This window comes from Hyphomicrobium album, from assembly GCF_009708035.1.
Lineage (GTDB): Bacteria > Pseudomonadota > Alphaproteobacteria > Rhizobiales > Hyphomicrobiaceae > Hyphomicrobium_A > Hyphomicrobium_A album.
This window is the reverse complement of record NZ_WMBQ01000001.1, coordinates 1,731,633-1,754,652: the sequence shown is the minus strand read 5'-3', so window position 1 is coordinate 1,754,652 and position 23,020 is coordinate 1,731,633. Positions and strand designations below refer to the sequence as shown.

Below are 23,020 nucleotides of genomic sequence, written 5' to 3'. Positions count from 1 at the left end.
TTGGAGTCGTGCTGTGACTAAAAGTGGTCCGGGAGAGTCATCGCCAAGCGGAACCCGCCGTAGTCTATGCGGTTCGTTGATGAGTATCTCAGGCGACGAGCCGCGCGAAGGTCAGGACGAAAACTATACCACGAGCCTCCCCGCATAACGCCAAGTTCAAAGCTGCCTCCCTCAACCCATGCAGATTGATCGCAGGCGCTGTTGGCCATTCCCGGTTTGTCATCGAAAGTTTTGTGCCACGGATCAGCACACCACTCGAAGACATTCCCGTGCATGTGATAAAGTCCAAAATTGTTTGGGTCATACATGTGCACTGGAACCCGTTTAGTAATGGGAATTTTCTTTTCTCGAACCTCGCGTTTTCCCAGCGAACCTGAGTAGTTGGCCTGTCCGGCGCCTATGTCTTTTCCGGTATTGTACCAGTCGTCCTCGCCGTCCTTGCCTGCCCTGCATGCGTATTCCCACTCTGCTTCCGTAGGCAGTCTGTATACCCGGCCAGTGACCCTCTCTAACCACCCACAATAGTGCATCGCATCTATCCAGCTAACGTCAACAATGGGAAGCCGTGCTGGATCTTCTCGTACCGCTGTCGTCTGTGTCGTATCCCCACCGGCATTGCGTAGCTGATATTCCTTAAACCGGGTCGGCAGCTCATTCCGGGTGGCGTTCAAGAACGCAAGGTACTCTTCGACTGTAACCGGGTAGCGTCCAATCGCGAACGATTGCTTCATTGTAACGAAGTGCCTGGGCCGCTCTGATGGCAGGGATCTTTCCTCATCGTCGGGCGACCCCATCCAAAATCCCGGTGGAAATTCGCCAGAAGGCTTTGGTTCGATGCGGACTAACTGATCGTGCTCTTGGCCCTGGCCAAGTTGCGCCTGTGCCGCAGCCGTGCTCAATGGAATCCGTTGGATTCGCGCAGCGTGATTGATGAGCACAGCTAGCCGACGATCATCGGATTTCGATCCCCACTTGAAAAAATCAAGAGGATTCGATGGCCTTGGGAGTGCGTACGCCACGGCGAGGATAGGCACATACCCATCGAAATTGCCCTTCTGAGGGTGAGGAACGCGCCCGGCCAATCTCGCTATTTTCTGATCAGCTTCGGTTACGCCCTGGTTCGCGAGAGCGACAGCTGCTCCGGCTCGCACTTCGGGAAACTCGCGCCAATACGTCAATTTCTCGAGCAAGAGCGCTTTGGTGGCTTCACACTTATCAAGCCGACCAAGCGCGCGCGCTGCCGCTGCGCGCTCGCGAGGATCACGGCCAACATCTTGAAGGATATCCTGCAATGTCTTGCGGTTAGCCTCACCTTCGCTGTTTCGGGGAGGTAAGCGGCTGGCTACGTCAACGACCCACTTGCGCAGCTTAACGTTCTTTGCCGAACCGCTTTGGGCAGTGAAGAACTCCGCCGTATCGCCGTCTGGATGCTGGGCGCCCAGAAGGGCCACCGCCACTTTCCCTCTCAAAAATCTCCTGTATTTTTCGCTATCGTCATCTTCCTCGCTATCCCTATGCTCTACCGATTGGACAATCTCCATCAGACGGTCTGCGTCATAGCGATAGGCAGTTCGCACAGCGGGTAAATCAACTACTGGCAAGCCGAACGAGTTGTTAAGAGCGAGTGCGATCCTCTCCATTTCGCGGTTTTCGGCAAGTGGTTCAAGGATTGGCAGTTGGTTTGATTCGAATGCCCGTCTCTCGGTCACCAACCGCCACATAATTTGCAACGCTTGCAGTAGCGTCGCCAGAAACAATAGATCGAGTCCGGCACGGAGCACAAAGACTATGATCTTACCCTCTTTAGATGTCGGGTCAGGCCAATCGCTTTTCACTCCAAAGACCTCGGACCAATCAACAAAAGGGACAGCTTTTGTTAAATGGCTTCCGAAATAGGCCAACCACTCTAGCAGTTCGTAATGTAAGGGCATTGAGCCCAGCGGCTTCACCGGTAGAGGGCAGCTATGCTCCGTTCCGAAGCCACAATATGCCCATTGAATCTGGCGCAACAGTATCGGTATCAAAATAATCAGGAGTAACAGGCTTGCGAGCGCTTCATCGCGCAAGTCCTCATCAAGCATTGCTCCGCGCGAGCCTAACTCCTTTGATTTGGTGCGCTCTACGAGAAAGCGGTCTTTTTCGGCTTCTACCCAGCTCCAGCGACGCACTATAGCAAAGATGGCCGTGCCTACGGCCGCGGCTGCTATAAGTCCAAAGGGGGGCGGCAAAAATACTCCACAGAGCATGCCGAGCGAGAGAATTCCGAAGGCGATCGTGCGGCTACGGCCCGGTGCCACAAGGGGGGCCGCTAGCACGCGAACGAATACATAGTCGAGAAATGACAAGGCTAAGGAAGCCGACGACCAAAGAGTGCCAACAACAAAACGCAGCGCTTTAAGTGGAAATCTGGCGTAAATGTGCCGAGGAAACGGAAAGTCCTTGAGGCGATGCCGCGAGGCACTCACCAACGCAGCAATTAGTGCCGCGGCTCCCACGATGAAGACTACAGCGATGCTCTGTTGGCGATCAATCGCGTCAATAGGCGTGCCCTCGGGTACGGCGTATCGCTCGACGATCTCGTAAAGTAGAAACGCAAATGCGACGAGCGACCAAGCTGCCGCGGGGCCAATGCTAGGAGCCAGGAACACATCGTTTCGAAAGGTACGCAACGCTTTGGATTGGCGTAATGCTGTTGTCCAAAACAGCAGCGTAAGTACACCCCGGCGTATGTGACGGCGGAGGCGAGTGAACTGGTGCCACACCTTGTCTTCCCCCAATAAACCCTTGGGAGCAGTTGGGCTCAGAACGAAGACAAAGATATGACGCGGCATGAGGGATGTTGCACAACGAGGTGCTTGATGGGCATAGAGGGCTTGAGTTGGCTGCCTGCTTAGCCGGCAGCCGGTTCCAGGCCGGGGCCGGAGAGGTCCAAAATCTTATGCCCGAAAAATCCGCGTCGAATGAGGAGGTTGCCGGTGATCTCGCGTTGCTCTCCGGCGAGGTAGGCCCTCCCGGCAACTTCAACGTTGCCCTTGACGTCGACCAACCCAGTTACCACCGCATTCTCGTAGACCTTCGCGTTTTCTGATACATTGGCTCCACCCCGCACCCTAGCGCTGCCGAATATTTTGGCATTCCCGCCTATCACAGGGGGCGTATACTCCAAGGGAAGAATCTCGCCCCGATCGGATGGCGGTCGCCCGATGCAGAAGCGGCCCGACACCCGGGCATTGTCGAAGACCTGGGCTTCCTCAGCGATAATTGCGAGGCCACCGACCCTGGCCCACCCGAAGACGCTCGCGTTGCCGTAGACCTTGGCTTCACCTTCGATCAGCGCCCAATCATAAACCCTCGCCTGATGACCGACAGCGGCTTCGCGCTCGATGCAGGCGTCGCCAAATACCTGCGCGGTGCCGGATATCAGCGTATCGTCTGTAACAATGGCGCGATCGAAAACTGACGCCTCGTCCAAGACTCTTGCGTTGCCGGAGATCATGGCGTTTCCGTAGACCTTGGCATTCCCGCCAACCCATGACTCGCCAGACTGCGATAAATTGTGTTCGCCCGTGATGTAGCCGCCCTTATCGCCTTTTTCGATTCTTCCCCAGCCTCTGTCGGTCCCAATTTCGCGCAGAGCTTGAATTCGATAAAGGGTTTCACCGCTGATGGTGATTGTGTCTTCCGGGAGCAAACAATATTTTTGTTGCTTAACTGTTGTTGATTTCCATAGTTGGGATAGTGCAATCATAGCGATTTACTCTATTCTTTCAAAATTGATGGGTTACGGTCAATAGCGTGATAATAACATAACGTTGTTTAGTAATGCAAATCTCCATGGATTGATTTGATGTCGATGCTGGACGGAAGCCGGGATAATTCTGCGCGCAAAGCCAAAAGCATTCGGCAAAACCTGGCCAGAGCCGCTTTATTCTTTTGCCATAACGCGCGAATTGCGGCTTCGGCGGGTGTAGCGTTGGCGGCAAGCTCGGAACACCTGGGTTTGTGTTCGGCTTCATCGACTCGACGAGTTCCGCGGAGAACGCCAGCCAAAGCGCCGCGAGCGCGATATGTACCGGGAGAGATGGCGGGTCTATTCACGCCGCGCTTGGCAGCTCCTTATGGAGACGGAGGCCGATGCCGCGATACCGTCCGGCCACTAAGACGATACCTATGGCCGCCGCCAGACTTGCAAAGGCGGACGCGAACGCGGCGTGGCCCATAGGCACATCGTCTCGCATTCGGCACCAAGCCTCGTAACCAGTGAACAGTTCGTCTGCAGTGAGGCGATCGCCCTTAGACGCAACCAAGGCTTCGAGACAAAAATCCTCAATGCCGCCAACCGAAGCCGTCGACGCTACCGGCTCTGAGACAATGGCGCTCGGTTGCTTGCTTTCGTGCCCGCTATCGGCTCGTCGCTTGAACAGATCGCTGTGGCCCGTCGCGAGGAAAAGCCCGAGCGAGGAGCCGGTCTCCACCAGCAGCGCTACGATCACGATAAGCGCGAGGCGCACGGAATCCTGTGCGCGCCCGAAGATGTGGCTGAGCAGCGAGACTTGCGGATCGCGCTCCTGCCCAGCCCCCGCCCGCTGCAGGCGGGAGATCTCATTTTTCAGCGCCGCGCTGGCGTTCGCAATGCGCTCAGCTTCGCTTCCGGTTGCAAGTTCTGCCTGGAGGGTAAAGTAGGCGGCGCAGAAGTCCCGGCTCTGGCTCTCGGTGGCGTTCGTGCATTCTTGCGTCGCGGCCCAGCGGCGATTTTGTTTGTGCCGCTCCATCTCCGCGCCCACTACGGATGGTGGGCGATGCGCAGGCAAAGCGGCAAGCCGACTTTCCGCATCGTGCAGTTCCCGCCTTGCGCGCTCAAAAGTATCGGACAATGCCGCGCGCGTTTCGGTGATCACACCCCGGTTGTCGGCGGCAAAGCCGACAGCGCTTAAGAGCGAGAACCCGGCAAAGAAGGCGAACACCGCCGCTCCGGCTGCGGCGGCCACCATGCGGCGCGAGCGCCAGCTCCACGCGATGAAGAACGGAAGCAGCGCTTTCAGCAGGTCGGCGGCGGCGGACGCTGCGCCCAGCACCTGACCTTCGAGCGTCGTTTTGCCGAGCGATGAGAGGAACAAATAGTTCATGGCCGCGGAGACGGCCAGCATGATGATAGCGGCGACGATTCCCAATGCGGAGAGGATCGCGCGCATCGTGTCAGGTCCTTGGAGACTGACCCTTTCGGGCTTCGTAAGCATCGAGCGCCTCCGCGAGAATCTGCGCTTGGCTAAGGCCATCGCGAACACTCAGCGCCTTGAGCCGCGCCGCATCGCTTTCCAGAACGGAGAGATTTTTCTGGACGCGTCTTCTGCGTTCGCCCGGCTGTGTCCGCGTTACGCCTCCGCGCAAATGGCGGCGCACCGCTTCGAGCTTGGTTAAGCGATTCATGCGGTTCAGCTATCGGCCGCGCTCGTCCCGGTCGCGCCTATCAGCGGGACGCTCACCGCTCTTGGCGTCCTCGAGCCGATCCCGCGCCGTGCGCAGCATCACGCGGCCGTTGACGGGGTTGGAGTTGAGAATGACGTCGTAGCCTTCGCCATCTTTATGCGGCCAGACCGCGCCGATGCGGCTGATGAGAGGCTCTCGGCTGTTGTGCTCGGGATCGCGCACCTCATAGGCAATATGGGTGGGCTTGGGGCCTTGGCTTTTGGCTTCGCTGCTCATCGGGGAAATCCTGTTTGAAGGAGCTGCATCAGCGCCCGCGGTCGAAATCCTGCTTCGCGCGTCCACGCTCTAACGCGCGGGTGTGGCTGTCCTTGAAATTCTCGCGGGCGATCTTGAGCCGCTCGTCGATATGCCTGATGCGGCGCTCCGATTCCTGATCGATCTGCCGCCGCACGTCATTGGCTTCCCACCCGTTCGGGGTGAGATGCAGCTCGGCCCGAGGCTTGGGCCGGGCTGCGATACGCTGGTCGAGCTCCGCCTTGGTCACAACACCGGAGGCGGCCCGGCCAAACTCGTTACTCACCGCTCGTAACGGGGGCCGTTATCGCGCGGGCGACGGTCCTCCCTGCTGGTGCTGCGCCGGTCATCGCGGCGATCGTCGGGGCGATCATCACGCGCATTGTCCTTGGCCTCCTGGACGCGGTCCTGGACGGAGCGGACGACAACCTTTCCGTCCTTCGGGAAGGAATCCAGTTCGATATTGAATCCCTCGCCGTCCTTGTGCGGCCACACCGCTCCGATGCGGTTGAAGTACGACTTGTTCTCCTCACCCTCACGCACCTGATAGGCGATGTGGGAAGGCTTGCGGTTTTCAGGGTTGTTTTCTGCACTCATACTTTGCTCCTTGGGTTAAGTTGGTTTGTAGCCTTCCACATATGCCCAGGTTCCATTCTGATATTGGGCGAAAGACGCAAATTCCTTCGGTACCGGCTCTTCGATGACGCGCGCCGAGGTGCTGCCGCGCCATGAGGCGATGCGCACGCGGTTTCGCGGCGGGTGATAGGGATTGGGCAGGTACAGCCCCGCCATCTCGGCCCGCGTGAAGTACGGATACTTCTGCGCGAAGATGGGCGGCAGATTCTTGCCGGAGATGAAAAGAATCTGGCGGTCCTCGGGCAGGCTCAGGATTTCCTCTTCCGTCATGAGCTTGCGCGCCTGCTTGCTGCGGATTTTCTCCGACTTGCCGTAGTGCGCGACATCGAGCGCCGCTGAGAACGGCTCCTCGCCCAGCATGAAGCGCTGCACGGCCTGCACCTTCTGGCGGCGTGCCGTTTCCTGCATGCGCGTATCGTCGTATTCCAGCGTCTCGCTGCCGAGCATGTTCGAGACGTGCTGTGACGTCTGGAAGTCGCGCACGCCGAAGAACTGGCGCATCTGAGCCGATCCCATGAAGCCCTGCACGCCGGGAGGACCAAAATTGCGCGTGATCTGGCCAATGTCCTGAAATACCGCCCAGGGACGAATGCCCGCGCCGCGTCCATATGTGAATGATTTGAGGAGATCCTCGAACGCGCCGAGCTGCCCGGCCTCGTCGACCAGCATGGTCACGCGCGGCGCGCTCGGAGCGCGGGATTTGTAGAGCATCGTCCCTGTAAAACTCAGCCGCAGAAGCGGGGCGAGCTGGCTCAAGTATTCGGCCGGAACGATGAGGAAGATTTTGGTGGCGCGGCCTGGATCACACAGCGCGGAAAGCGAAAAATCCGAGCGCTCCAGCGAGGCTTGAAGCACTGGATCGTCAAGGAAGCCGAGACCCGCGTAAAGCTCGCCGATGATCGAGCCGAACTCGCGGGGGCTATCTTGCTGCTTGATCAGCATCTCGCCGGCGGTGCGGCGCACATCGTCGAAGCGTGAGGCCAGCATGCGCTCGATGTGGTTCGGCCATTCACCGCTGCCCGATTCCACGAGGTTCACGATGCGCATGAGGCGCGGCAGGCTCGTCCGGCCGTCCGTTTCCGCATCCGCCTTGAGCAGCGCCTCAACCCAGCCGCTGCCGCGCTGCTCGAAGTATTTGCCTTCCGCCTTGCTGGTGACAGCGACGAGCGCGCGGGCCACGAATTTGCAATCGGCATGGAAGGTCGGCTTGACCGGATCGATGATGTCGAGCGGATTGAAGCCGTGCTGCGGGAGGCCGTGCAGGCCGAAAGGATTGAACGTGTACGCCTGCTCCCCATGCGCGGCATGGACGTGGTGCGAGATGGCCGCAAGCTCGCCGCGCGGGTCGAGCACGATCATGCGCTGACCTGGAGAATTGCAGACCACATAGCCCAGGAGATCGCGCAGCTTGCCCGAGCCTGCCCCGCCGACCGTGAGCATCGGCGCATCGCTTTCAAGATGCAGCGGGCGCTGACCAAGGTATCCGATCTGAAGACCGCGCCTGCCGAAGAGTCCTGCGGCTGCAATCTCGTGGTCCTGCGCCCAGCCAGCGCTGCCGAAGCGATATTGCTCGTTGAAGGCGGAAGACGACATGGCGTGCGGCTCCTATTCGGAAAGGAAAGGGGCCGCGCTAGCGGCCCCTGCCGGGCTTACTTGAAGACGCCAACCTCAGCCTGCTTCTCCCACCGGAACTTGATCTTCGAGCAGACGGCGAAGGCGAGGATGCTCAGGATCAGAGGGCCGATGAAATTGCCGCCCTGCGCGAGCGCCAGGACCGCGACCAGGAGGAACAGCGCGCCCGCAAAACCGAGGCACCTATGAAGAACCTGCAGGGGACGGTTGATGATGACTTCCGGTGTACGTGACATGGGGAGTGTCCTTTCCTTGCGTTCTCAAACGAAGCGCGTGGCGGCAGCCAGTCCTGCCGCGACGATGGCGGTGGCGAGCGTGGCGCGGGCGGTGAAGAAGATCAGAAGGCCCGTCATGGCGAACCAGCCGAGCGTGATCATGTCTTCGAAGCCCGCGCCGTAGCGGGCGCTCGCAAAGCTCACGACCCAATCGACCGTGCGTGCGTAGACCTCGGGCGTGGCCATAAAGGTGGTCAGCAAGGCCAGCAGGTTGGCGAGGGCCTCGATGGAGCCCATGAAGACCTGCTGGCGCTTCTGACGGTGATCGCTGGGATTGAACATCCCGGCACCGTCCTTTCGGGACTACGGCGATCCGACTATTCGGATCGCCGTGTGTGGGGAGGGTGATAGCGCGGCTTGCAACCGCTTCTGGGAGGATGCTGGGAAAATCCCGCGCCCTACTTCGCAATGAAGCCGGCGCGCACGGGATTTGAGATGCGGAAGGCGAGATCGATTAGCCGCAGCCGATGCAGCACGCGCCGCTGCGGGTTTTGCTTGGGGTCGATGTCATCGAAATACATAAAGCCCGAGAGCCAGCGGAAGCTGCCATCATCGTTGAACGCGGCGTCAATGTCCTCATCGCCCACCTCGAACGGTTTGCCGTCCGGCCATGTGATGCGTCCGCGAAAACCGTAGATCGTATCAGCAATCCAGTTGGGGATCTCACGGCGCGAGATGCCAAGCGCCCGCGTGGCTGTGGCAAGGCGCTGGAAGTGCGAGCGGCGCAGCAGTTCGGTATCTGACGCCACCACGACGGAGCGCTTGTTGTCGTTGACGGGTCTGAAGGCACAGGGTTTGCAGACATCGCGTCCGCAGCGTTGGCAATAAGTCATGGTTCAAAACTCCTCTTTTGTTTTTGTTGTTGGCGGTTTTCAAAAACCGCAGCGCACCCTCTTTCTGCACACGCATTAGTTGAGGTATTTTCCCGGCGCATGCTGAAACAATAGTGTTTTTATGCCGTATTCTGCAAAATCGAAGGGAAGAACGCGCGCACGAAAACAACTATAAATAGAATATGAGCGCGGCAATTGAGGGGATCAGAAAAACAAAAAAGCGCGGCAGCAAGCCCGCGCCGCAATCGCTATTGTGCCGGGGCAAAACTCTCCGAGCACAAGTTCCTGCGCATCCTGCACGGCTACGCGGAAGGGCTTCCGGTCAAGACGCTGGAGCCGCGCACGCATGTCACGGCCAAGACTATCCGCAGCACTTATGGCACGCTGCGGGCGCATCTGCCCGTCGCCACGCGGCGCGAACGCGCGCGGTTCTCCCATGCCGGGGTCTATCTGTTTGAAGGGGAGCGCATCGCACCGGAGGGCCGCTGCATCCTTGCGAGCATCGAACGCACGCGCCGCTTTGGCCGCTATATCAAGCGCCACGCTCCGCGCCTGTCCTCATGCGAGGACGAACACCTGTTCCTGCTGGAAAAAGCCGTGCGCATCTTCTGCGCGCTCGATCTGAGGGGCGTGGATCTTGATGAGCGCCTGCTCGCGCAAATCGGCGAAGCCTTCACCGCCCTGCACCCGCGCGACCCGTTGCAAAAGCTGGCGGACTTCATCCCCGGCGCAAAACCCCACGCCCACCCTGAGCTTAGGCTGTATGAAGATTACAGGCGGTACCTGCTGAAGAATCCACTTCGGGGAACAGTGGCTCCGTCGCATGTTAAATGACGCGTTTAGAAACAGCTCGGGGAGCCGCGGCCTGACATGATGCTACAGGTGTCGTTGTTCGGTGCATGACCAGCTGCTAAGCTTGCAGCGATTTTGATCCCAAGAACTTTTCATGCGGGGGACTTCATGCGACCGCGCGGGCTCGTTGCACTTCTCGTCTTTTGCTCTCTGTCCCACGCAACGCATGCAGGTCAGTGCGCGCGCGCGCCGCTTAAGCTACTGGCAGAGGACGTGAGCGATGAGCAAGCCGAACTCAGCGGCGTCGTTTTGCTGGACGGAGGGAGAAAGCTCATCGCCGTCTCTAACGAAGGCCTGGGCCCGGATGGGCGCGCTTACATGGCGCAGGTGTTCGAGGGCGATCCCAAAGACGGCTACACTCATTCCCATAACGAACGCATCTACGAGCCCGATGGATGCAAGGAAGCAGACTTCGAGGCGCTGGCGCAGGATGACGACACCCTGTTCGTCATTGGCTCTCACTCGCAGAACCGCAAGAAGCAAAACAAGAACGAGACGCGCGCGGAAAACTTCCGGCGCTTGAGCGCGGACGGTATCGACGAGGATTGCAAATCCCGCGACAAGCTTCGCAAGTTCCGGCTGACCGACGGCGAGAAGGTCGAGACGCTCCAAAAGACGAGCTTGCGCGATCTGGTCGACCATCACCCCGTTCTAAAGCGGTTCGCGACGTTGCCGAACAAGGAGAACGGCATCGATATCGAAGGCCTCGCCGTGTTCGATGGCGCCCTGTTCGTTGGCTTTAGGGGGCCGGTTCTGCGGGAGAACTACGTTCCGGTTCTGCGTCTTCCCACGGATCTCGACCGGATCGAGCCCGATGGAGAGAGTGATGGCGCGCTCTTCGTCAATCTCGGCGGAAGAGGCATCCGCGATCTTGCGCCAGGCCCATTAGAGGAGAAGGCGCTTTATATCCTCGCCGGGCCCAATGGTGACGAGAAGCAGAACTTCGCGATCTATCGCTGGGACGGACGCGACCAGCTCGGCGGCAATGGCCACGAGCCGGACATCCGGCAGCCGCTCTGCGAGATCGATCTGACGGACGAAGACAAGCGAACAAAGCATAAGCCGGAAGGGCTTGCCTACCTTGACAGGACACCGTCCGCTTTGCGTTTCGTACTCGTGCATGACGGCGAGGTCGAACTGAAAGCGGAAATCATCACAATTCGCGAGTGAGAGCAGATCATGAAGTTGGCTGAGGCCCAATCGCTTAAAGAGTCCATACTCGACGGCTACTATTCGAAGGTAATCGGGACGGACAGCGGTGTTAGGACACAATCTGCACTGCCGATCGAGCGTCCCGAGCGTCGGATCGCGGTCGGGCTTTCCCGTATCAAAGGCGGCTATCGAGTAGAGATCAGAATTCATCGCGAAGGTGGCGCGGCGGAATCTCTGACAAAGGCCCTCAAGGCCAAGCATGGAAGCGCGATCAACGTGGCCGTGATCCAGCGTTTGGAGATTGCGCCGATCAACGCAATCCGACGCCTTTTGGGTCAACGGCAGGGTAGACCCCCAAGGGCAGCGAGTGGAATCCGGCCGATCGAGCTAGGCTTATCCATCGGTCATCCCGACGGAGGACCGGGCACGCTTGGAGCGATCGTTGAGGTGAAGGGAAAGGGCGATGCTATTCTTTCAAATGCCCACGTCTTCGCGCCTAGCAGTGAGGCGAAGAGCAAAGACCCCATATATCAGCCAGGGCGTGAAGGCAGGCCGTTGGCCTTACGTACTCGTGTGGGGGCATTGCTCGACTTCACCGCACTCAGTAAGACCGGCGCCAATTCGGTGGATGCCGCGGTGGCGCTCATCGACGAGGGAATAGAACACACACGCAATGTGGTCCCTCCATATCTTTCATGCGATTGTGCCGGCAAACCCATCCGTGGGGTCGTCTCTGCCCTTTCCCTGATGGAAGGTACCAAGCTCGCCAAGCTTGGTCGCACGACGGGCTATACCGAAGGCGCTTTGACAGCGCAGAGCGTCGATGACGTAACCATTCTCTACCATGGTGTCGGAAACCTCCGCTTTGACAATGTGCTCGAGGTCACCTGGCCATCTCTCAAAAAGCCGTTCTCCGAGCCTGGCGATTCGGGGGCTCTAGTCTTCGATCCGGGAACGATGAAGGCAGTAGGGTTGCATTTCGCAGGCGGTGTATTACTTCGAGATAACAAGGAGGTTGGAGTAAGTTACGCTTGCGACATAAGGCAGGTACTTGACAGTCTTGAGTGCACTCTGGTTAAGTAGTTGGCATGTCTACTGAAAAACTCATTGGAATTAAGAATTCGGTCAAAGACCTTGCGCGAGAGCGACCGGGCTATCGAAGTGTTGCGGTCGTCAGAGACGCTGCGAAGGGAGACCGCGTCTATGTCGACATCGAACCAGATGCCGACGTGCACGAGTTCGACGATATTGCCGGCTTGCACGATGGCGTGACAGTCGTCGTCCGCCGTGTTTCGGGCAGCGTTCGTGCCGACGCGCAGCTGAGACCGGCGGGCTTGGAATAGTCAGGCAATTGTCGCATTCGCTGCGGCATTGACCAATGACTGCCACCCGATCCCCATGGGGAACAGGGCAGCCAGTTGTACAGCTATGGGCTTTTCCGGGTCAAAGGACGATTTGTATACTGCCGGCAGTAGGATGATTGCCACGATCAGGCCGAACAGGAGACGCCCCAGCAGGCTCTGAAGATCGACAGACCAAGCCCCTGATTCGATATATTTGCGCAGGAACGGCTCAACGACCACACCTGCTGCAACGGCGAGATATTGCGGCCATACAGATGCATGTTGGCCCGCTTGAGCGGCAATCGTGCCTGTCTTCCGCGGGTAGAGATCAAACCAATTCCTGATCCAGTCTGGCATCGCCGCCTTCCCTCAACAATACAATCGGTGCATCCGGGCTCGTTAGAGACTGCAGCCTAGGGCTGATTCACGACCCACGATCCGTAGAGCGGATTCGGTATCAAGATATAATCCGGTCCGAATTTCAGCGCGCCAAGACCTTCCCGACGCGCCTCATCGGCACTGACCTTTGGTAGATCGAGCACGTTGTCGCCGACCCAAAGCTTGATCTTATGCGGCTTGGCCCAGGAGGACTCCAGTGCGCCATTTCCGTCATTGGCCCAGCAGGCACTTGCCTTGCCCGTTTCAAAGAGTTTCCGCCGCCGGTCCTTGTCGTTCTTGTAGCCTTCGCGCTGCCACTCTTTCTCGTGGCCGGCTTTCTTATCGTCATCCGAGCGTGCCAGGATACACACCTTGGACCGGTCGTCCTTCATGCCGAGCCGCGTGAGATTTCGATAGGTCGCTTCAGCATTCCCGGCGGTACGGTTGGTGATGATCACGATCTTCCCCTGTTTGCCGAGGATATCGTTCATGAAGGCGACAGCGCCCGGCATGGCCCTCGCAGCCCCGCGCGCCTCCCACTGGTCCCAGCGTTCCTTCACATAACCTAGCCCAAGATACTCGTTCTCATATTGGCCGAGAGAGTTATCGAGGATAGTTTCATCCGCATCGAGGGACACGGCCCACGCTTCAGATGGAGAAGCCGCCTCGGCGATCTCCTTCACGCGCAGTGATGCTTGCGCGAAGAGGTAGTTTACGATCGCCACGAACTCGGGCGAACGGCGGAACCACCGCAGGCCGCGCGAAAGGTAGCCTTTGAAGCTTGAGCTGTCCGCGCACTGCGCGGGCTCGCCGGCGTCGCACAGATCCGGCACGGTGACATCCACAGACACCGGGCAATGGTCGCTCGGGTACTTGGCCTCGGGCTCCGCGAACTTGAGCTCGGCAAAGTGGGTGAACTCTGCGAAAGCCTTGCTCTTCTGGTCGAAGATGATGTGGTCGATGAATTTATCGGTCCAGGCGTGGCATCTCGAAACCGCTTCCCGCGAGACAGAGAGCGTCAGACCGCTGCGCACCCCGAGAAGCCCCACCACTTCCTCCTCATTCTGGAGCCTGCGGTTGAAATCGCCCAAGAGGACGAAAGGCAGCCCGTCCTTCCTCCGCGCCTCGATCCAGCTGTTGAGCACCTTTGACTGGTCGCGCAAGGGCGGGCAATCGGCATCGTCGCCGTCAAGTGGCGCATCGGCACATCCCGATTTCAGGTGAACCGAGAGCATCCGAATGGGCACGCCGGCCTCCAGCGTGATGTCGACACCGTCGCGATGGCGATTCGTGCCGCCGACATCGAGCGCGGTCACATCGGGATTGCGCGTATAGGGAATTCCCCTGCGGATGGCAAAGCCCGTGCGCTGCGTTATCATCGGTGCGCCGGTCTCTTTGCATGTCTCGGGCGGGTTCTGGTCATGTCTCCATGAGATTTCGATCTCCCACTCCTGGGGATCGAATATCCGGCCCACGGCCGGCTCGTTTTCAACTTCCTGGAGCGCGATGACATCGGCCTTGAGCTGCTCGGCGTAGCGCTTCAGCAGCGTGTAGTCGGCGTCGGAGCGGGCCCGGCAGCCCTCGCCATTCGTATCGGCCAGATGTTCGAGGTTCCACGTTGCGAGACGCAGAGTCCGGTACGTTTGAGCCGTAGCCGGGAAGCTGAGCAGCAGTGTGAGACTGCAGAAAATTGCGCGCAAAATCACATCGGCACCAAAGCAGCTATTTTAGCAATATAGAGCCGATTATTCGCGACGATTGTGACAATTTATCTGCAGTCGAGCTCCACCCTCACTTGCCGATGAGCCGGCTCCGTTCGGGGTAGGCGATCTTGAAGCCCAGATCGAGCACACGAAGCCGCTCAAGCACGCGCTCCTGCGCGCGCTGCTGAGGCGCTTCCTCAGCGAAGTCCATGAAATAGCCGAGCCAGCGGTAGCTGCCGTCTTCACCGAAAACAGCTTCAATGTCAGGCACCTGGTAAGGCGTGCCGTTCGGCCAAAGAATCTGTCCCTTGAAACCGTAGACGGTGTCGCAAAGCCAGTCGGTTATTCCGCGGCGGGGTTGGCCAAGCGCCTTCGTCGCGATAGCGAGCCTCTGGAAATGGTGGATCGAGCGTAGCTCACGGTCGCTCGCCACAACGATGGTGGCTGGCGGCTGGGAAGACTTTGGGGAAGAACCGTCGCCAAACTTGCTCATGATGCACCTCCGCGTTTTCGTGGGCTCAGCGATCCGGGCGAACCGATTCCGCCCTGAGAACGCTGTCGACGAGCGCTGGAGGAGCTGTGGAAGGAGGTAGAAAAAGAGAGTGGCAGGGCCGTCAACGTGAGACAACCGGCTTGCGGGCGCGGCTACACAGATCGGGAAGCAAACGGCACTTGCTCCGAACCGTAGGCCGCGGAATTGCGAGGGAACGCTGGCACCGGAATCGACGGGCGCGGGCAGTGGGAATGGTCATGAAGCGCCCGCGCAACCCGCTACGCAGGAGCGCCAAGCTCGATCTCGTCCGAACGATCCAGGCTGTCGATCTGTTCGCGCAGGGCATCGGCGTAAACATCGCGGCCAAGGCGACCGGAACGTCGCGCAAAACCATGCGTGGGCTTTACATCGATTTCCGCGACCGGCTCAGCGATCCCGTCTTTGCCAGGTGGCACCGGGCCAATGCGGCGTTGCTCAACGTAACCGCCGCGGAGGAGATCGCGCTGATCAAGAGCGCAATGCTCGAGCTGCTCGCGCAATGCCACGCGCTAGACACCTGCTATCGCAACTACCGGGCCGGGCGGCGCTCAAGTCCCATTTGTCGCGCCTGCCCGTTGCACAGGAAGTTCACAAGCCCGGAGACAGACGGCGAAGCCGCCGCACTGATCAACAGCCTGCGCGCCTTCTATCATGCGCTCAACATCCACGCCGAAGAGGGCCGCGATCCGGTCTCGCTGCTGCGCGCGCGTCTCATCCACATGGTTACAATTGCCGCCGTAACGCAGAACAGCCGTAGGCTCGCGGGCGGCAGGCTCGATCCCAAGCAGAAGACCTTTCTCTCCTTCGGTACATTCCGCGAGGTTCTCGCGCGTCACTTGCTGGAAAGCGATCAATCAGAATTTTGACTTCCACAATCCGTATACGGTACAATAGTCATAAAATGGGTGTGTGGAGTTACGTGAAACCTGAATTCGAGAACCTGCCGGATCTGGAAGCCGCCTTTGAGGCGGTGAAGGGGCTGCTATTCGGCCCGGTGGACCCGGCGCTGGTCAAGCTCAAGCACAAAGAGATCACCCAAGACGCCAAGGAAAAGCGCGAACAGGAGATCAACCCGCGCGGAGGGGTTGGCCTTGCGCGCGGCGATCACGCGGAGCGGGATCGTAAGGACCGGGATCATCAGACGCGAACGCTCACTTGGCTGCTGGCCAATGACCGGGCCTACCGCGAAGCCCACGAGCGGGCGATGGCCTCCTTCACGAACGCAGGCGATGCGATTGGCCGCGCCATCGAGGCCGGGGAGAAGGCGCGCGAGAACGTAAGGCAGCAGATCGATGACTATCTGCACTCAACCGCGCGCCTCAAGGATGGCCGCTATGTCATGACCGACGCGGACGGAACCTGCCGCGATCAGAACGGCACGCCGATCAGCGCAGAGGATGCTGCCGAGGTTGAAGGCCAGCCGAAGCGGGCCTTCATGCCGTATGATGACATGCGGGAGCGCAAGGACGATATCGACCGTGATCTGGCCGAGTTACGCGGCTGGGATGTAGAAGTCGGCGGCATGAGAAACGAAGCGACCGACGACAGAAGACCCGCCAGCCGCGAGAGACTGGATGACATGACGGAACGCGCCGACGATCTGGCCGAACGGGCCGCAGAAAAGCAGCGCGGGTTCGAAGCGTCCGCACCGAACACCGATACAAATCGCAGTCTTGATCTCGTCGAGCGCAAAGAATCGACGGTCACTATGGCGATGCCGCAGTTGCCTTAGCGTACCGGAACTCTCCGCATGCCTTCTCTATAACAGTCAGCGTAACAGCCATGGGGTGATAGTCCGGGAGCTTCTTCATCGCTGCGATAACGGGCTGATAGCCACTGGCACTGTACTGGCCAACCCAATCATCAATGCACTTTGCTTGGCCCGCCCGGTTCAGGTTCGCGATCACGCCCGCTGCCGTAGCAGCGGTAGAGATATAGCCACGCTGCTTTTCCACAGACAGCCCCAAGAATTCAGAACTCTTGAAGCCCTCTTCGGCGATGCCCGCCTGCGTGCATACGATGGTACACAGGCTTGCTATTGCTAGTGCTTTCCTGCTCAACATAAACGATCGTTATTGTAGAGGAGGAAAAACTAGCACGAGAATGACAGGACGACACTTGGCAAGCGGCGGAACTCCGCCAAACTGGCGCGCTAGCACTAGCGCTCTTAGCACCTCGGCAAAAAGGATCGATTTTGGCGAGGTGACGTCATGACGAAGCTCTTTCTCCCCAGCATCGAAGTCACCGGGCGGCGCATAGGCTATGCGCGGGTTTCCACCGCCGATCAAAAGCTCAGGATGCAGCTGGACGCGCTCAAAGCCGCGCGCTGTGATCGGGTTTTCAAGGACCACGGAATCTCAGGCGGCAAGGCCAACCGCCCCGGTCTGGACGAAGCCCTCAAGACATTGAAGCGCGGCGATGCGCTGGTCGTTCTCAAGCTCGACCGGCTGGGCCGCTCGGTGCAGCACCTGTCTGATCTGCTGGTGCGGCTCGGGAATGAAGGCATCCATTTCTGCTCGCTGGCCGAAGGCATCAACACGACAACGCCGGGCGGCAAGCTGGTCTATCACCTCTTCGCCGCCTTCGCGGAATTCAACCGCGACATGATCCGCGAGAACACCGTGCTAGGACTGGCAGCCGCAAAGCAGCGCGGCGCGCGTGTCGGAAGGCCGAGGGCTCTGGCCATTGATGAGATTCTGGAAGGCCACCGCCACGTCACGCAGTGCGGCATCCCCATCGGCTTAGTCGCCGAACGGCTGGAAGTCTCACATGCCACGCTGACGCGCGGGTTCAGGCGAGCGGGATTGTGCTACCTGAATTGATCGTGCCGGCCGCAATCCGTATTCCGCGCTTCACACGAAGGGGGTAAACTGTAGTCGTTTCAGATCACCATCGCATTTTGCTCATTCCGCCGGTTGGCACAGTCAATGCTAATTCTCAACCACGCCCGGTTCAGACTCTGGCATTGCCGGTTGAGCCTTTTGAGCCTACTGGCGGGTGCAGCGCTCATTCTCCTCGTCCCCCAAATTCAGGATCTTTTCCTTGAGCGATTGGCCGGAGAGGCAGCCGCTGCGTATGCGCTGATCCTGCTCGCTTTCTGGGCGATTCCGGTCCATCTCGCGGCCCGCCATGCCGTGAGCGACATGCGAACCGGGATTGTCGAAGACCGCGCTGAGTTTCAGCGCTGGGCGCAGTCGATCGATCTCTGGTTGCCACGCCTCCTTGGCCTCTTGCCTTTTGCCATCGTTGCTCTCGGTCTCAGAGGAGCCAGTGCAGAGCTTGACGGCCTGGGACAACTGAAAGAGGCGAAGGAAGCACGCGAGGGCCTGAGACACTTGTCCTGGGCAGTTGCCGGTTCGGCCCTCGCATACATCGGCTATATCGCGTTGCGCCACCTCATACGCATTGGCCGCATGCCAACGCAGGGGTTGCTTGCCGACAGCAGGCTGTCCGATTGGATTCAGAAGACATACGCACTTATCGCCATGCTGATGTTCTTCTGGGCATTCTTCTGGCCGCTCGACTTCACCGCGACCATCGGCCGGGCAGCCTTGCTTCCAGTCCTTCTGGGCGCGTGGCTGCCGTTTCTCACGCCACTGGCTATTGTTTCTCAACGGTGGCACTGGCCGCTGGTCGCCACCGCGGTGGCGCTAGCAGTCCTATTGTCCAGCCTCAATACACGGTTCCATGATGTGCGGGTCTACGAGAGTCCGCACTGGCTGGCTGCGCAACTGGCCGGCGACGCAAAACGCGATCCAGCAGCGGCAAGGCAGGCATTGCTGGCTGAAGCTCTCGACAAGTGGAGAGGCGCCAACGATTGCAAGGCCACAGTCGCCGATTGCCCGCGGGTTATGCTTGTGGCAGCTCAGGGCGGCGCAAGCCGTGCGGCCTTCCTGACGGCAACGGTGCTTGGAGCTCTGTTGGATGCCACCCGGGCTGAGCCATCGAAGTATGGGGACATCGGCCGCAGGATATTTGCGATGTCGGGAGCCTCGGGCGGGTCGGTGGGGCTCGCCCTAACCCGCGCCGCGCTCGCGGAGGGACACGTCGGCCAAACGCCTCCTTGCGGACGCGGCGATCCTATGTGGTTTGCAAACGAAAGCCGGGATCGTGATCCGACCAAGAGCTGGCGCGCATGCCTGCAAGTCCTTGCGGCGGGAGATTTCCTGTCCCCTACCGTCGCCGGCCTTTTCTTGCGAGACAATATCGCCATCCCCTCTCCAGCGGGGCCGGGCACCCTGTATCCTGACCGTGCCGTCTTGCTCGAACATTCACTCGAGCGACACTACAACGGCATCGTCCATGGTGATCCCACCCCATGCGGCGAGCCAAAAGACGAACGAGGGCTCTGCCGGGCCGTCGGCTATCTTGGCGGTCACGAGACCTCCGATTGGCTGCCCCTCTTGTTCCTCAACGCGACCTCCGTCGATACGGGCCGTCCGATCGTCGCGTCGGAGATCGAACTTGGTGATTCCGGCGGGGCGAGCCCGGCCATCGTGCTCTATCCATTTTCGCTGAACGTGTTCGAGTTGCTGAGCGCCAGGGAATTCGACAATCCGGCCGATGAAGTCGGACGCTACATCTACGGACTGGAGCGGGCGCCAGATTTGCGCCTCTCCACCGCTGCAGTGTTGAGTTCAAGGTTTCCTGTTATCTCCCCATCCGGCCAATTGAGACGCGGCCGGGGGCAATTGACCGCGCGGGCCGTTGACGGGGGGTACTACGACAATACCGGCCTGCATACGCTCCAGCCCATCATCGACGTCCTGATCGATCGCGGCTTGCGCGTCAGTGTCGTGTACCTGACCAATGACGCCTGGGACTACGAACCCGGCCTTGAGCGAAGAACGAACAGGGATGCCTACTGGTATCTGCCCGGCCGGCCATGGGCGTCGCTCAACAACAGGGTTGCCAAACTCTCGGAATCGCTTCTCTCGCGCCTGAGTGTCGACCCGTTGCAGACGCTGAATGCCGCGCGCACGGAAAGAGCCGAATTGCTTAAGGACGATCTCTCGACGTCGTTGACGGCCCTCGGTGAGAAGGCGAGCTTTCGCGAAATTCGGGTTTCGCAGCACGTCGTTCTCGATGACGATGATGTTTCCGGGCCCCTCTGCATCGATAAGCCCGGTCCATTGCTGATCGCGGGTAAGATGCCGATGAACTGGTGGCTTTCGCCGGTCGTCCAGCGCCTGCTCGATGCCCAGATGTGTGCAGGCGAGAACGATGTTGCCATACAGGGCATCCTCTCGGATTTGGAGAAGCACTAGCGAGACATTTGAAACAAGCCGTGCGCGGCGATTGCGATCATTCGTAGGAACCAAGCGATGGGACAGTTTGAAAGGTTTAAGGAGGCTCGCCGAGCCGCTCAGCAGGCAGCTCTAGGCCGGTGGATCGAGCGGACTGAGCAGCGCGAGCAGAACAAGCAGCAGGTCGCGGCTGCCGGCATCGGGGCTGCCGACTCACCACAGCGAAACGCGCGCTTTCAACTTCGCGAAGCGACGCTGGCGCAGGCGCGCGAGCTACGGGCGATAGGGCGCCTCCCGATCGGCATAGAACGAAAAATCGGCCCCACGCTTGATATCGTTTCCTTTCCGGAGAACGAAACGGCGCGCAAGGCGGGACGGCCTGTTGCGCGTGTCGTGTTGCTGGGCGGCGATGGCACGCAGGCGGAAGGCATAGCCACGGCGTTTCTGGCGAGCCCGCAGCTGTTGATGACCAATCACCACGTCTTTCCCTCACGTTCTGCCGCGCATGGAACGGGCGCCAACTTCCTGTTCGAACGCTCCGAGCGGGGTATTGAGACGGGTGTCACTTTTGAGATCGATCCCGACGCCTTTTATGTTGCCGATGAGGCGCTGGACGTTGCTCTCGTTGCCGTCAAGCCGCGCAGCGTCGATGGCCACTCCCTATCGGAATATGGGTCGATCACGCTTATCGAAGCGACGTCCAAGATTCTGATCGGCCAGCCCGTCAATATCATTCAACATCCGGAAGGCGGTCCCAAGCAGTATGCCGTCGCTCACAACAGGCTCGTTGATATTCTTGCTGCAGGCTTTCTCCACTACGAGACGGACACGCTTGAGGGATCTTCGGGCTCCCCCGCCTTCAGCAAGAGCTGGGAGCTGGTCGCCCTGCACCACGCTTCCATTCCGGAGTACCGGGACGGGCGCGTTGTCGCTGTCGACGGTGGATTCTGGGAGGAAGGGATGCCTGACGACAAGGTTCATTGGATCGCCAATGAGGGAACTCGCATCAGCGCCATCGTCAAATTCCTCGCCGGCCTGCAACTGGATAACCTGGCTCAGCAGGAAATGTTGGGCGACCTCTTAAAGACCACGACTGATCCCGTGGACGATCTTCTAAGCTTGCAGGGTGCAACCGCCGCGCCTCCACCCAACGTCATTGCATCCGATAGTTTCACCCGACTTGGAGTAAGCACGATGGCTCCCAATCAATTCACCTTCAGCGGCCCAGTAAACATTCATGTATACGCCGCTTCGCAGGCGGCTCCGGTCTCTTCCGTCCAGCAGGTTGCCACCGATGCTCAAAAGCTGATCGCTGTGGAGGCGCCCATCCGCTTTGACCGCGACTATCAGAACCGGGAGGGCTACGACCCGACGTTTCTCGATGCGGACAATCCGGACCTCCAAGTACCGGCGCCTAACGTCGTCAGCGAGCGGCTGGATGAGATCCTGACCGACAGGAAAGGCAAGCCCCTCGTTCTCAAGTATCACCATTTCGAGCTCGCGATGAATGAACGTCGCCGACTGCAGATGTGGTCCGCCGCGAACGTCGACTACGCCCCCGAGCGAAAGCACAAAGGGGACCGCAAATCTTTCGGGTCTGACAAGTGGGTGCCCGACCCCCGCATACCTGCCGCGGCGCAGATTTTTGACAGCGAATTCTACAAGCCAGCAGGCAACATTGATCGTGGGCACATCGTTCGCCGCGAGGACAATGCCTGGGGAGACGACGAGACGGAGATCGAGTTCGCAAATTCCGATACGTTTCATTGGACCAACTGCACACCGCAGCATGAGGCATTCAACCAGTCGAACCCCGCGCGCAACGACGCGGCGTACCGCGGCATGAAAGGCCTGTGGGGCGACTTCGAGAATTACGTCCAGAAGGGCCTAGGAGACGAGGACACAAAAGCCTGCATCTTGGCCGGTCCGGTTCTCGACAAACGTGATCCATCTGCTGACTTCGGCGCCGGAGCCATTCAGTACCCGCTAAATTTCTGGAAGGTCGTCGTCGTTGCCCCGCAAATTGACGGCATGCGCGTGCTTCGCGCCTACGGCTTTCTGCTCAGCCAGGCCGACGTCGTGGAACGCTTCGGCATCGAGGTCTTCCAGCCGGGCCGTTTCAGGCAACATCAGGTCTCCCTGCAACGCCTTACCGAGTTGACGGGCGTGTCCTTCGACGATGCCCTGCACGCTGCCGATCCCCTCAAGGGATCAGGGGAGAGAATCGACATTGTCGATGGAAGTGAAATTCGAGGCGTACGCAGAAAACTTCGGAACGGCAAAGAATCGCTCGGCCGGGCAAATGCGACTCCGCAAGAGTGGCCAAGACAGCAAGATGGCTCGAAGCTTGTTGCCAGCAAAACTGCTAAGGCCGCGGCACCCAAATAGCTTCGCCATACCGCTGCGATGCACAAGGCAAACGCGGGAAATCACGAGCAGGCGGCGGCTACTCCACGTCGAAGTGCGATGGCTGAACTGTGTCCCCTCTCCGGAACATACAGGAAGGTGATAGTGCGTTCCGCAAGATGTGTGCTGTATGACAGCACCATCTTCTTCGTCGGCTGCGGCCTCCTCGGCAAGGGGGCCCGCTGCGCGGCCCCCGTTGCATCCCCCCGGCCAAGCGGGCACCAGAACAAAACGAATCCACAACGGGCACGAATCGGCGCATATGTTCCGTCAAGCGAACTTCGACGGAGATTGATCATGGCCACCAGACG

24 protein-coding genes are annotated in these 23,020 nt (G+C 59.5%); 10 read left to right on the top strand and 14 right to left on the bottom strand.

Features of this window, described 5'->3' with window-relative positions; all coding sequences use genetic code 11:
• Positions 1-17: 17 nt before the first annotated feature.
• The 3 genes from GIW81_RS08500 to GIW81_RS08490 form a co-directional block, all read right to left on the bottom strand.
• Complete coding sequence (locus tag GIW81_RS08500; protein ID WP_154738805.1) at positions 18-2,831, bottom strand: SUMF1/EgtB/PvdO family nonheme iron enzyme; 2,814 nt, start codon at positions 2,829-2,831, stop codon at positions 18-20.
• Positions 2,832-2,890: 59 nt separating this feature from the next.
• The gene (locus GIW81_RS08495; protein WP_154738804.1) at positions 2,891-3,748 is read right to left on the bottom strand and encodes an LbetaH domain-containing protein; all 858 of its coding nucleotides are present in this window, start codon (positions 3,746-3,748) and stop codon (positions 2,891-2,893) included.
• Positions 3,749-4,094: 346 nt separating this feature from the next.
• Complete coding sequence (locus GIW81_RS08490; protein ID WP_154738803.1) at positions 4,095-5,192, bottom strand: hypothetical protein; 1,098 nt, start codon at positions 5,190-5,192, stop codon at positions 4,095-4,097.
• A gap of 70 nt (positions 5,193-5,262) precedes the next feature.
• Between GIW81_RS08490 and GIW81_RS08485 the strand changes: the two genes are divergently transcribed.
• On the top strand, positions 5,263-5,418 hold the full coding sequence (locus tag GIW81_RS08485) for a hypothetical protein (protein WP_154738802.1): 156 nt from the start codon (positions 5,263-5,265) through the stop codon (positions 5,416-5,418).
• A gap of 18 nt (positions 5,419-5,436) precedes the next feature.
• Here GIW81_RS08485 and GIW81_RS08480 read toward each other — a convergent pair whose 3' ends face one another.
• From GIW81_RS08480 to GIW81_RS08450, 7 genes are all read right to left on the bottom strand, one after another.
• The gene (locus tag GIW81_RS08480; RefSeq protein ID WP_154738801.1) at positions 5,437-5,703 is read right to left on the bottom strand and encodes a hypothetical protein; all 267 of its coding nucleotides are present in this window, start codon (positions 5,701-5,703) and stop codon (positions 5,437-5,439) included.
• Positions 5,704-5,731: 28 nt separating this feature from the next.
• Positions 5,732-5,971 carry a hypothetical protein gene (locus GIW81_RS08475; protein ID WP_154738800.1) on the bottom strand — a complete coding sequence of 80 codons (240 nt, stop codon included), beginning with the start codon at positions 5,969-5,971 and terminating at the stop codon, positions 5,732-5,734.
• Positions 5,972-6,003: 32 nt separating this feature from the next.
• Positions 6,004-6,318 (bottom strand): hypothetical protein, encoded by a 315-nt coding sequence (locus GIW81_RS18820; protein WP_195930473.1) that lies wholly within the window; start codon positions 6,316-6,318, stop codon positions 6,004-6,006.
• Between the two features lie 15 nt (positions 6,319-6,333).
• On the bottom strand, positions 6,334-7,950 hold the full coding sequence (locus GIW81_RS08465) for a type IV secretory system conjugative DNA transfer family protein (RefSeq protein WP_154738799.1): 1,617 nt from the start codon (positions 7,948-7,950) through the stop codon (positions 6,334-6,336).
• Positions 7,951-8,006: 56 nt separating this feature from the next.
• The gene (locus GIW81_RS08460) at positions 8,007-8,225 is read right to left on the bottom strand and encodes a hypothetical protein (RefSeq protein WP_154738798.1); all 219 of its coding nucleotides are present in this window, start codon (positions 8,223-8,225) and stop codon (positions 8,007-8,009) included.
• Positions 8,226-8,249: 24 nt separating this feature from the next.
• The gene (locus tag GIW81_RS08455) at positions 8,250-8,546 is read right to left on the bottom strand and encodes a hypothetical protein (protein ID WP_154738797.1); all 297 of its coding nucleotides are present in this window, start codon (positions 8,544-8,546) and stop codon (positions 8,250-8,252) included.
• 116 nt (positions 8,547-8,662) lie between these two features.
• Positions 8,663-9,097 carry a hypothetical protein gene (locus GIW81_RS08450; protein ID WP_154738796.1) on the bottom strand — a complete coding sequence of 145 codons (435 nt, stop codon included), beginning with the start codon at positions 9,095-9,097 and terminating at the stop codon, positions 8,663-8,665.
• A gap of 195 nt (positions 9,098-9,292) precedes the next feature.
• Here GIW81_RS08450 and GIW81_RS08445 point away from each other — a divergent pair, with 195 nt between their 5' ends.
• The 4 genes from GIW81_RS08445 (at position 9,293) to GIW81_RS08430 (ending at position 12,444) form a co-directional block, all read left to right on the top strand.
• Positions 9,293-9,931: a hypothetical protein gene (locus GIW81_RS08445; protein WP_154738795.1), complete on the top strand. Its 639-nt coding sequence runs from the start codon at positions 9,293-9,295 to the stop codon at positions 9,929-9,931.
• Between the two features lie 231 nt (positions 9,932-10,162).
• A complete protein-coding gene (locus tag GIW81_RS08440; protein WP_195930472.1) occupies positions 10,163-11,119 on the top strand; it encodes a DUF3616 domain-containing protein in 957 nt (318 codons plus the stop codon).
• Positions 11,120-11,128: 9 nt separating this feature from the next.
• Positions 11,129-12,184 (top strand): chymotrypsin family serine protease, encoded by a 1,056-nt coding sequence (locus GIW81_RS08435; RefSeq protein ID WP_154738793.1) that lies wholly within the window; start codon positions 11,129-11,131, stop codon positions 12,182-12,184.
• Positions 12,185-12,189: 5 nt separating this feature from the next.
• On the top strand, positions 12,190-12,444 hold the full coding sequence (locus tag GIW81_RS08430; RefSeq protein ID WP_154738792.1) for a hypothetical protein: 255 nt from the start codon (positions 12,190-12,192) through the stop codon (positions 12,442-12,444).
• Here GIW81_RS08430 and GIW81_RS08425 read toward each other — a convergent pair whose 3' ends face one another.
• The 3 genes from GIW81_RS08425 to GIW81_RS08415 all read right to left on the bottom strand — a co-directional run bounded on the left by GIW81_RS08425 (position 12,445) and on the right by GIW81_RS08415 (position 15,018).
• Entirely contained in the window at positions 12,445-12,801 is a 357-nt protein-coding gene (locus tag GIW81_RS08425; protein ID WP_154738791.1) for a hypothetical protein, read from the bottom strand.
• Between the two features lie 56 nt (positions 12,802-12,857).
• Positions 12,858-14,528: an HAD family acid phosphatase gene (locus GIW81_RS08420; RefSeq protein WP_154738790.1), complete on the bottom strand. Its 1,671-nt coding sequence runs from the start codon at positions 14,526-14,528 to the stop codon at positions 12,858-12,860.
• An 85-nt stretch (positions 14,529-14,613) separates the two neighbouring features.
• Complete coding sequence (locus GIW81_RS08415; RefSeq protein ID WP_154738789.1) at positions 14,614-15,018, bottom strand: hypothetical protein; 405 nt, start codon at positions 15,016-15,018, stop codon at positions 14,614-14,616.
• 257 nt (positions 15,019-15,275) lie between these two features.
• Between GIW81_RS08415 and GIW81_RS08410 the strand changes: the two genes are divergently transcribed.
• Positions 15,276-15,923: a hypothetical protein gene (locus GIW81_RS08410; protein ID WP_154738788.1), complete on the top strand. Its 648-nt coding sequence runs from the start codon at positions 15,276-15,278 to the stop codon at positions 15,921-15,923.
• A 53-nt stretch (positions 15,924-15,976) separates the two neighbouring features.
• Complete coding sequence (locus tag GIW81_RS08405; RefSeq protein ID WP_154738787.1) at positions 15,977-16,789, top strand: hypothetical protein; 813 nt, start codon at positions 15,977-15,979, stop codon at positions 16,787-16,789.
• Here GIW81_RS08405 and GIW81_RS08400 read toward each other — a convergent pair.
• Positions 16,764-17,120 carry a hypothetical protein gene (locus GIW81_RS08400; protein ID WP_154738786.1) on the bottom strand — a complete coding sequence of 119 codons (357 nt, stop codon included), beginning with the start codon at positions 17,118-17,120 and terminating at the stop codon, positions 16,764-16,766. The two genes, GIW81_RS08405 and GIW81_RS08400, sit on opposite strands and share 26 nt — an antisense overlap.
• A gap of 147 nt (positions 17,121-17,267) precedes the next feature.
• Here GIW81_RS08400 and GIW81_RS08395 point away from each other — a divergent pair, with 147 nt between their 5' ends.
• From GIW81_RS08395 to GIW81_RS08385, 3 genes are all read left to right on the top strand, one after another.
• Positions 17,268-17,879, top strand: a complete 612-nt coding sequence (locus GIW81_RS08395) for a recombinase family protein (protein ID WP_154738785.1) — start codon at positions 17,268-17,270, stop codon at positions 17,877-17,879.
• Positions 17,880-17,984: 105 nt separating this feature from the next.
• Entirely contained in the window at positions 17,985-20,324 is a 2,340-nt protein-coding gene (locus GIW81_RS08390) for a hypothetical protein (RefSeq protein ID WP_154738784.1), read from the top strand.
• Between the two features lie 57 nt (positions 20,325-20,381).
• Positions 20,382-22,691 carry a DNA/RNA non-specific endonuclease gene (locus tag GIW81_RS08385; protein ID WP_154738783.1) on the top strand — a complete coding sequence of 770 codons (2,310 nt, stop codon included), beginning with the start codon at positions 20,382-20,384 and terminating at the stop codon, positions 22,689-22,691.
• The last annotated feature ends 329 nt before the right edge of the window (positions 22,692-23,020 follow it).

Excerpts from the sequence above, each read along its gene's own strand:
- GIW81_RS08430 (WP_154738792.1), top strand. The coding sequence starts at position 12,190 with ATGTCTACTGAAAAACTCATTGGAATTAAGAATTCGGTCAAAGACCTT.
- GIW81_RS08480 (WP_154738801.1), bottom strand. The coding sequence starts at position 5,703 with ATGAGCAGCGAAGCCAAAAGCCAAGGCCCCAAGCCCACCCATATTGCC.
- GIW81_RS08415 (WP_154738789.1), bottom strand. The coding sequence starts at position 15,018 with ATGAGCAAGTTTGGCGACGGTTCTTCCCCAAAGTCTTCCCAGCCGCCA.
- GIW81_RS08455 (WP_154738797.1), bottom strand. The coding sequence starts at position 8,546 with ATGTTCAATCCCAGCGATCACCGTCAGAAGCGCCAGCAGGTCTTCATG.
- GIW81_RS08395 (WP_154738785.1), top strand. The coding sequence starts at position 17,268 with ATGACGAAGCTCTTTCTCCCCAGCATCGAAGTCACCGGGCGGCGCATA.
- GIW81_RS08490 (WP_154738803.1), bottom strand. The coding sequence starts at position 5,192 with ATGCGCGCGATCCTCTCCGCATTGGGAATCGTCGCCGCTATCATCATG.
- GIW81_RS08385 (WP_154738783.1), top strand. The coding sequence starts at position 20,382 with ATGGGACAGTTTGAAAGGTTTAAGGAGGCTCGCCGAGCCGCTCAGCAG.
- GIW81_RS08425 (WP_154738791.1), bottom strand. The coding sequence starts at position 12,801 with ATGCCAGACTGGATCAGGAATTGGTTTGATCTCTACCCGCGGAAGACA.
- GIW81_RS08435 (WP_154738793.1), top strand. The coding sequence starts at position 11,129 with ATGAAGTTGGCTGAGGCCCAATCGCTTAAAGAGTCCATACTCGACGGC.
- GIW81_RS08460 (WP_154738798.1), bottom strand. The coding sequence starts at position 8,225 with ATGTCACGTACACCGGAAGTCATCATCAACCGTCCCCTGCAGGTTCTT.
- GIW81_RS08410 (WP_154738788.1), top strand. The coding sequence starts at position 15,276 with ATGAAGCGCCCGCGCAACCCGCTACGCAGGAGCGCCAAGCTCGATCTC.
- GIW81_RS08465 (WP_154738799.1), bottom strand. The coding sequence starts at position 7,950 with ATGTCGTCTTCCGCCTTCAACGAGCAATATCGCTTCGGCAGCGCTGGC.
- GIW81_RS08390 (WP_154738784.1), top strand. The coding sequence starts at position 17,985 with ATGCTAATTCTCAACCACGCCCGGTTCAGACTCTGGCATTGCCGGTTG.
- GIW81_RS08450 (WP_154738796.1), bottom strand. The coding sequence starts at position 9,097 with ATGACTTATTGCCAACGCTGCGGACGCGATGTCTGCAAACCCTGTGCC.
- GIW81_RS08500 (WP_154738805.1), bottom strand. The coding sequence starts at position 2,831 with ATGCCGCGTCATATCTTTGTCTTCGTTCTGAGCCCAACTGCTCCCAAG.
- GIW81_RS08400 (WP_154738786.1), bottom strand. The coding sequence starts at position 17,120 with ATGTTGAGCAGGAAAGCACTAGCAATAGCAAGCCTGTGTACCATCGTA.
- GIW81_RS18820 (WP_195930473.1), bottom strand. The coding sequence starts at position 6,318 with ATGAGTGCAGAAAACAACCCTGAAAACCGCAAGCCTTCCCACATCGCC.
- GIW81_RS08495 (WP_154738804.1), bottom strand. The coding sequence starts at position 3,748 with ATGATTGCACTATCCCAACTATGGAAATCAACAACAGTTAAGCAACAA.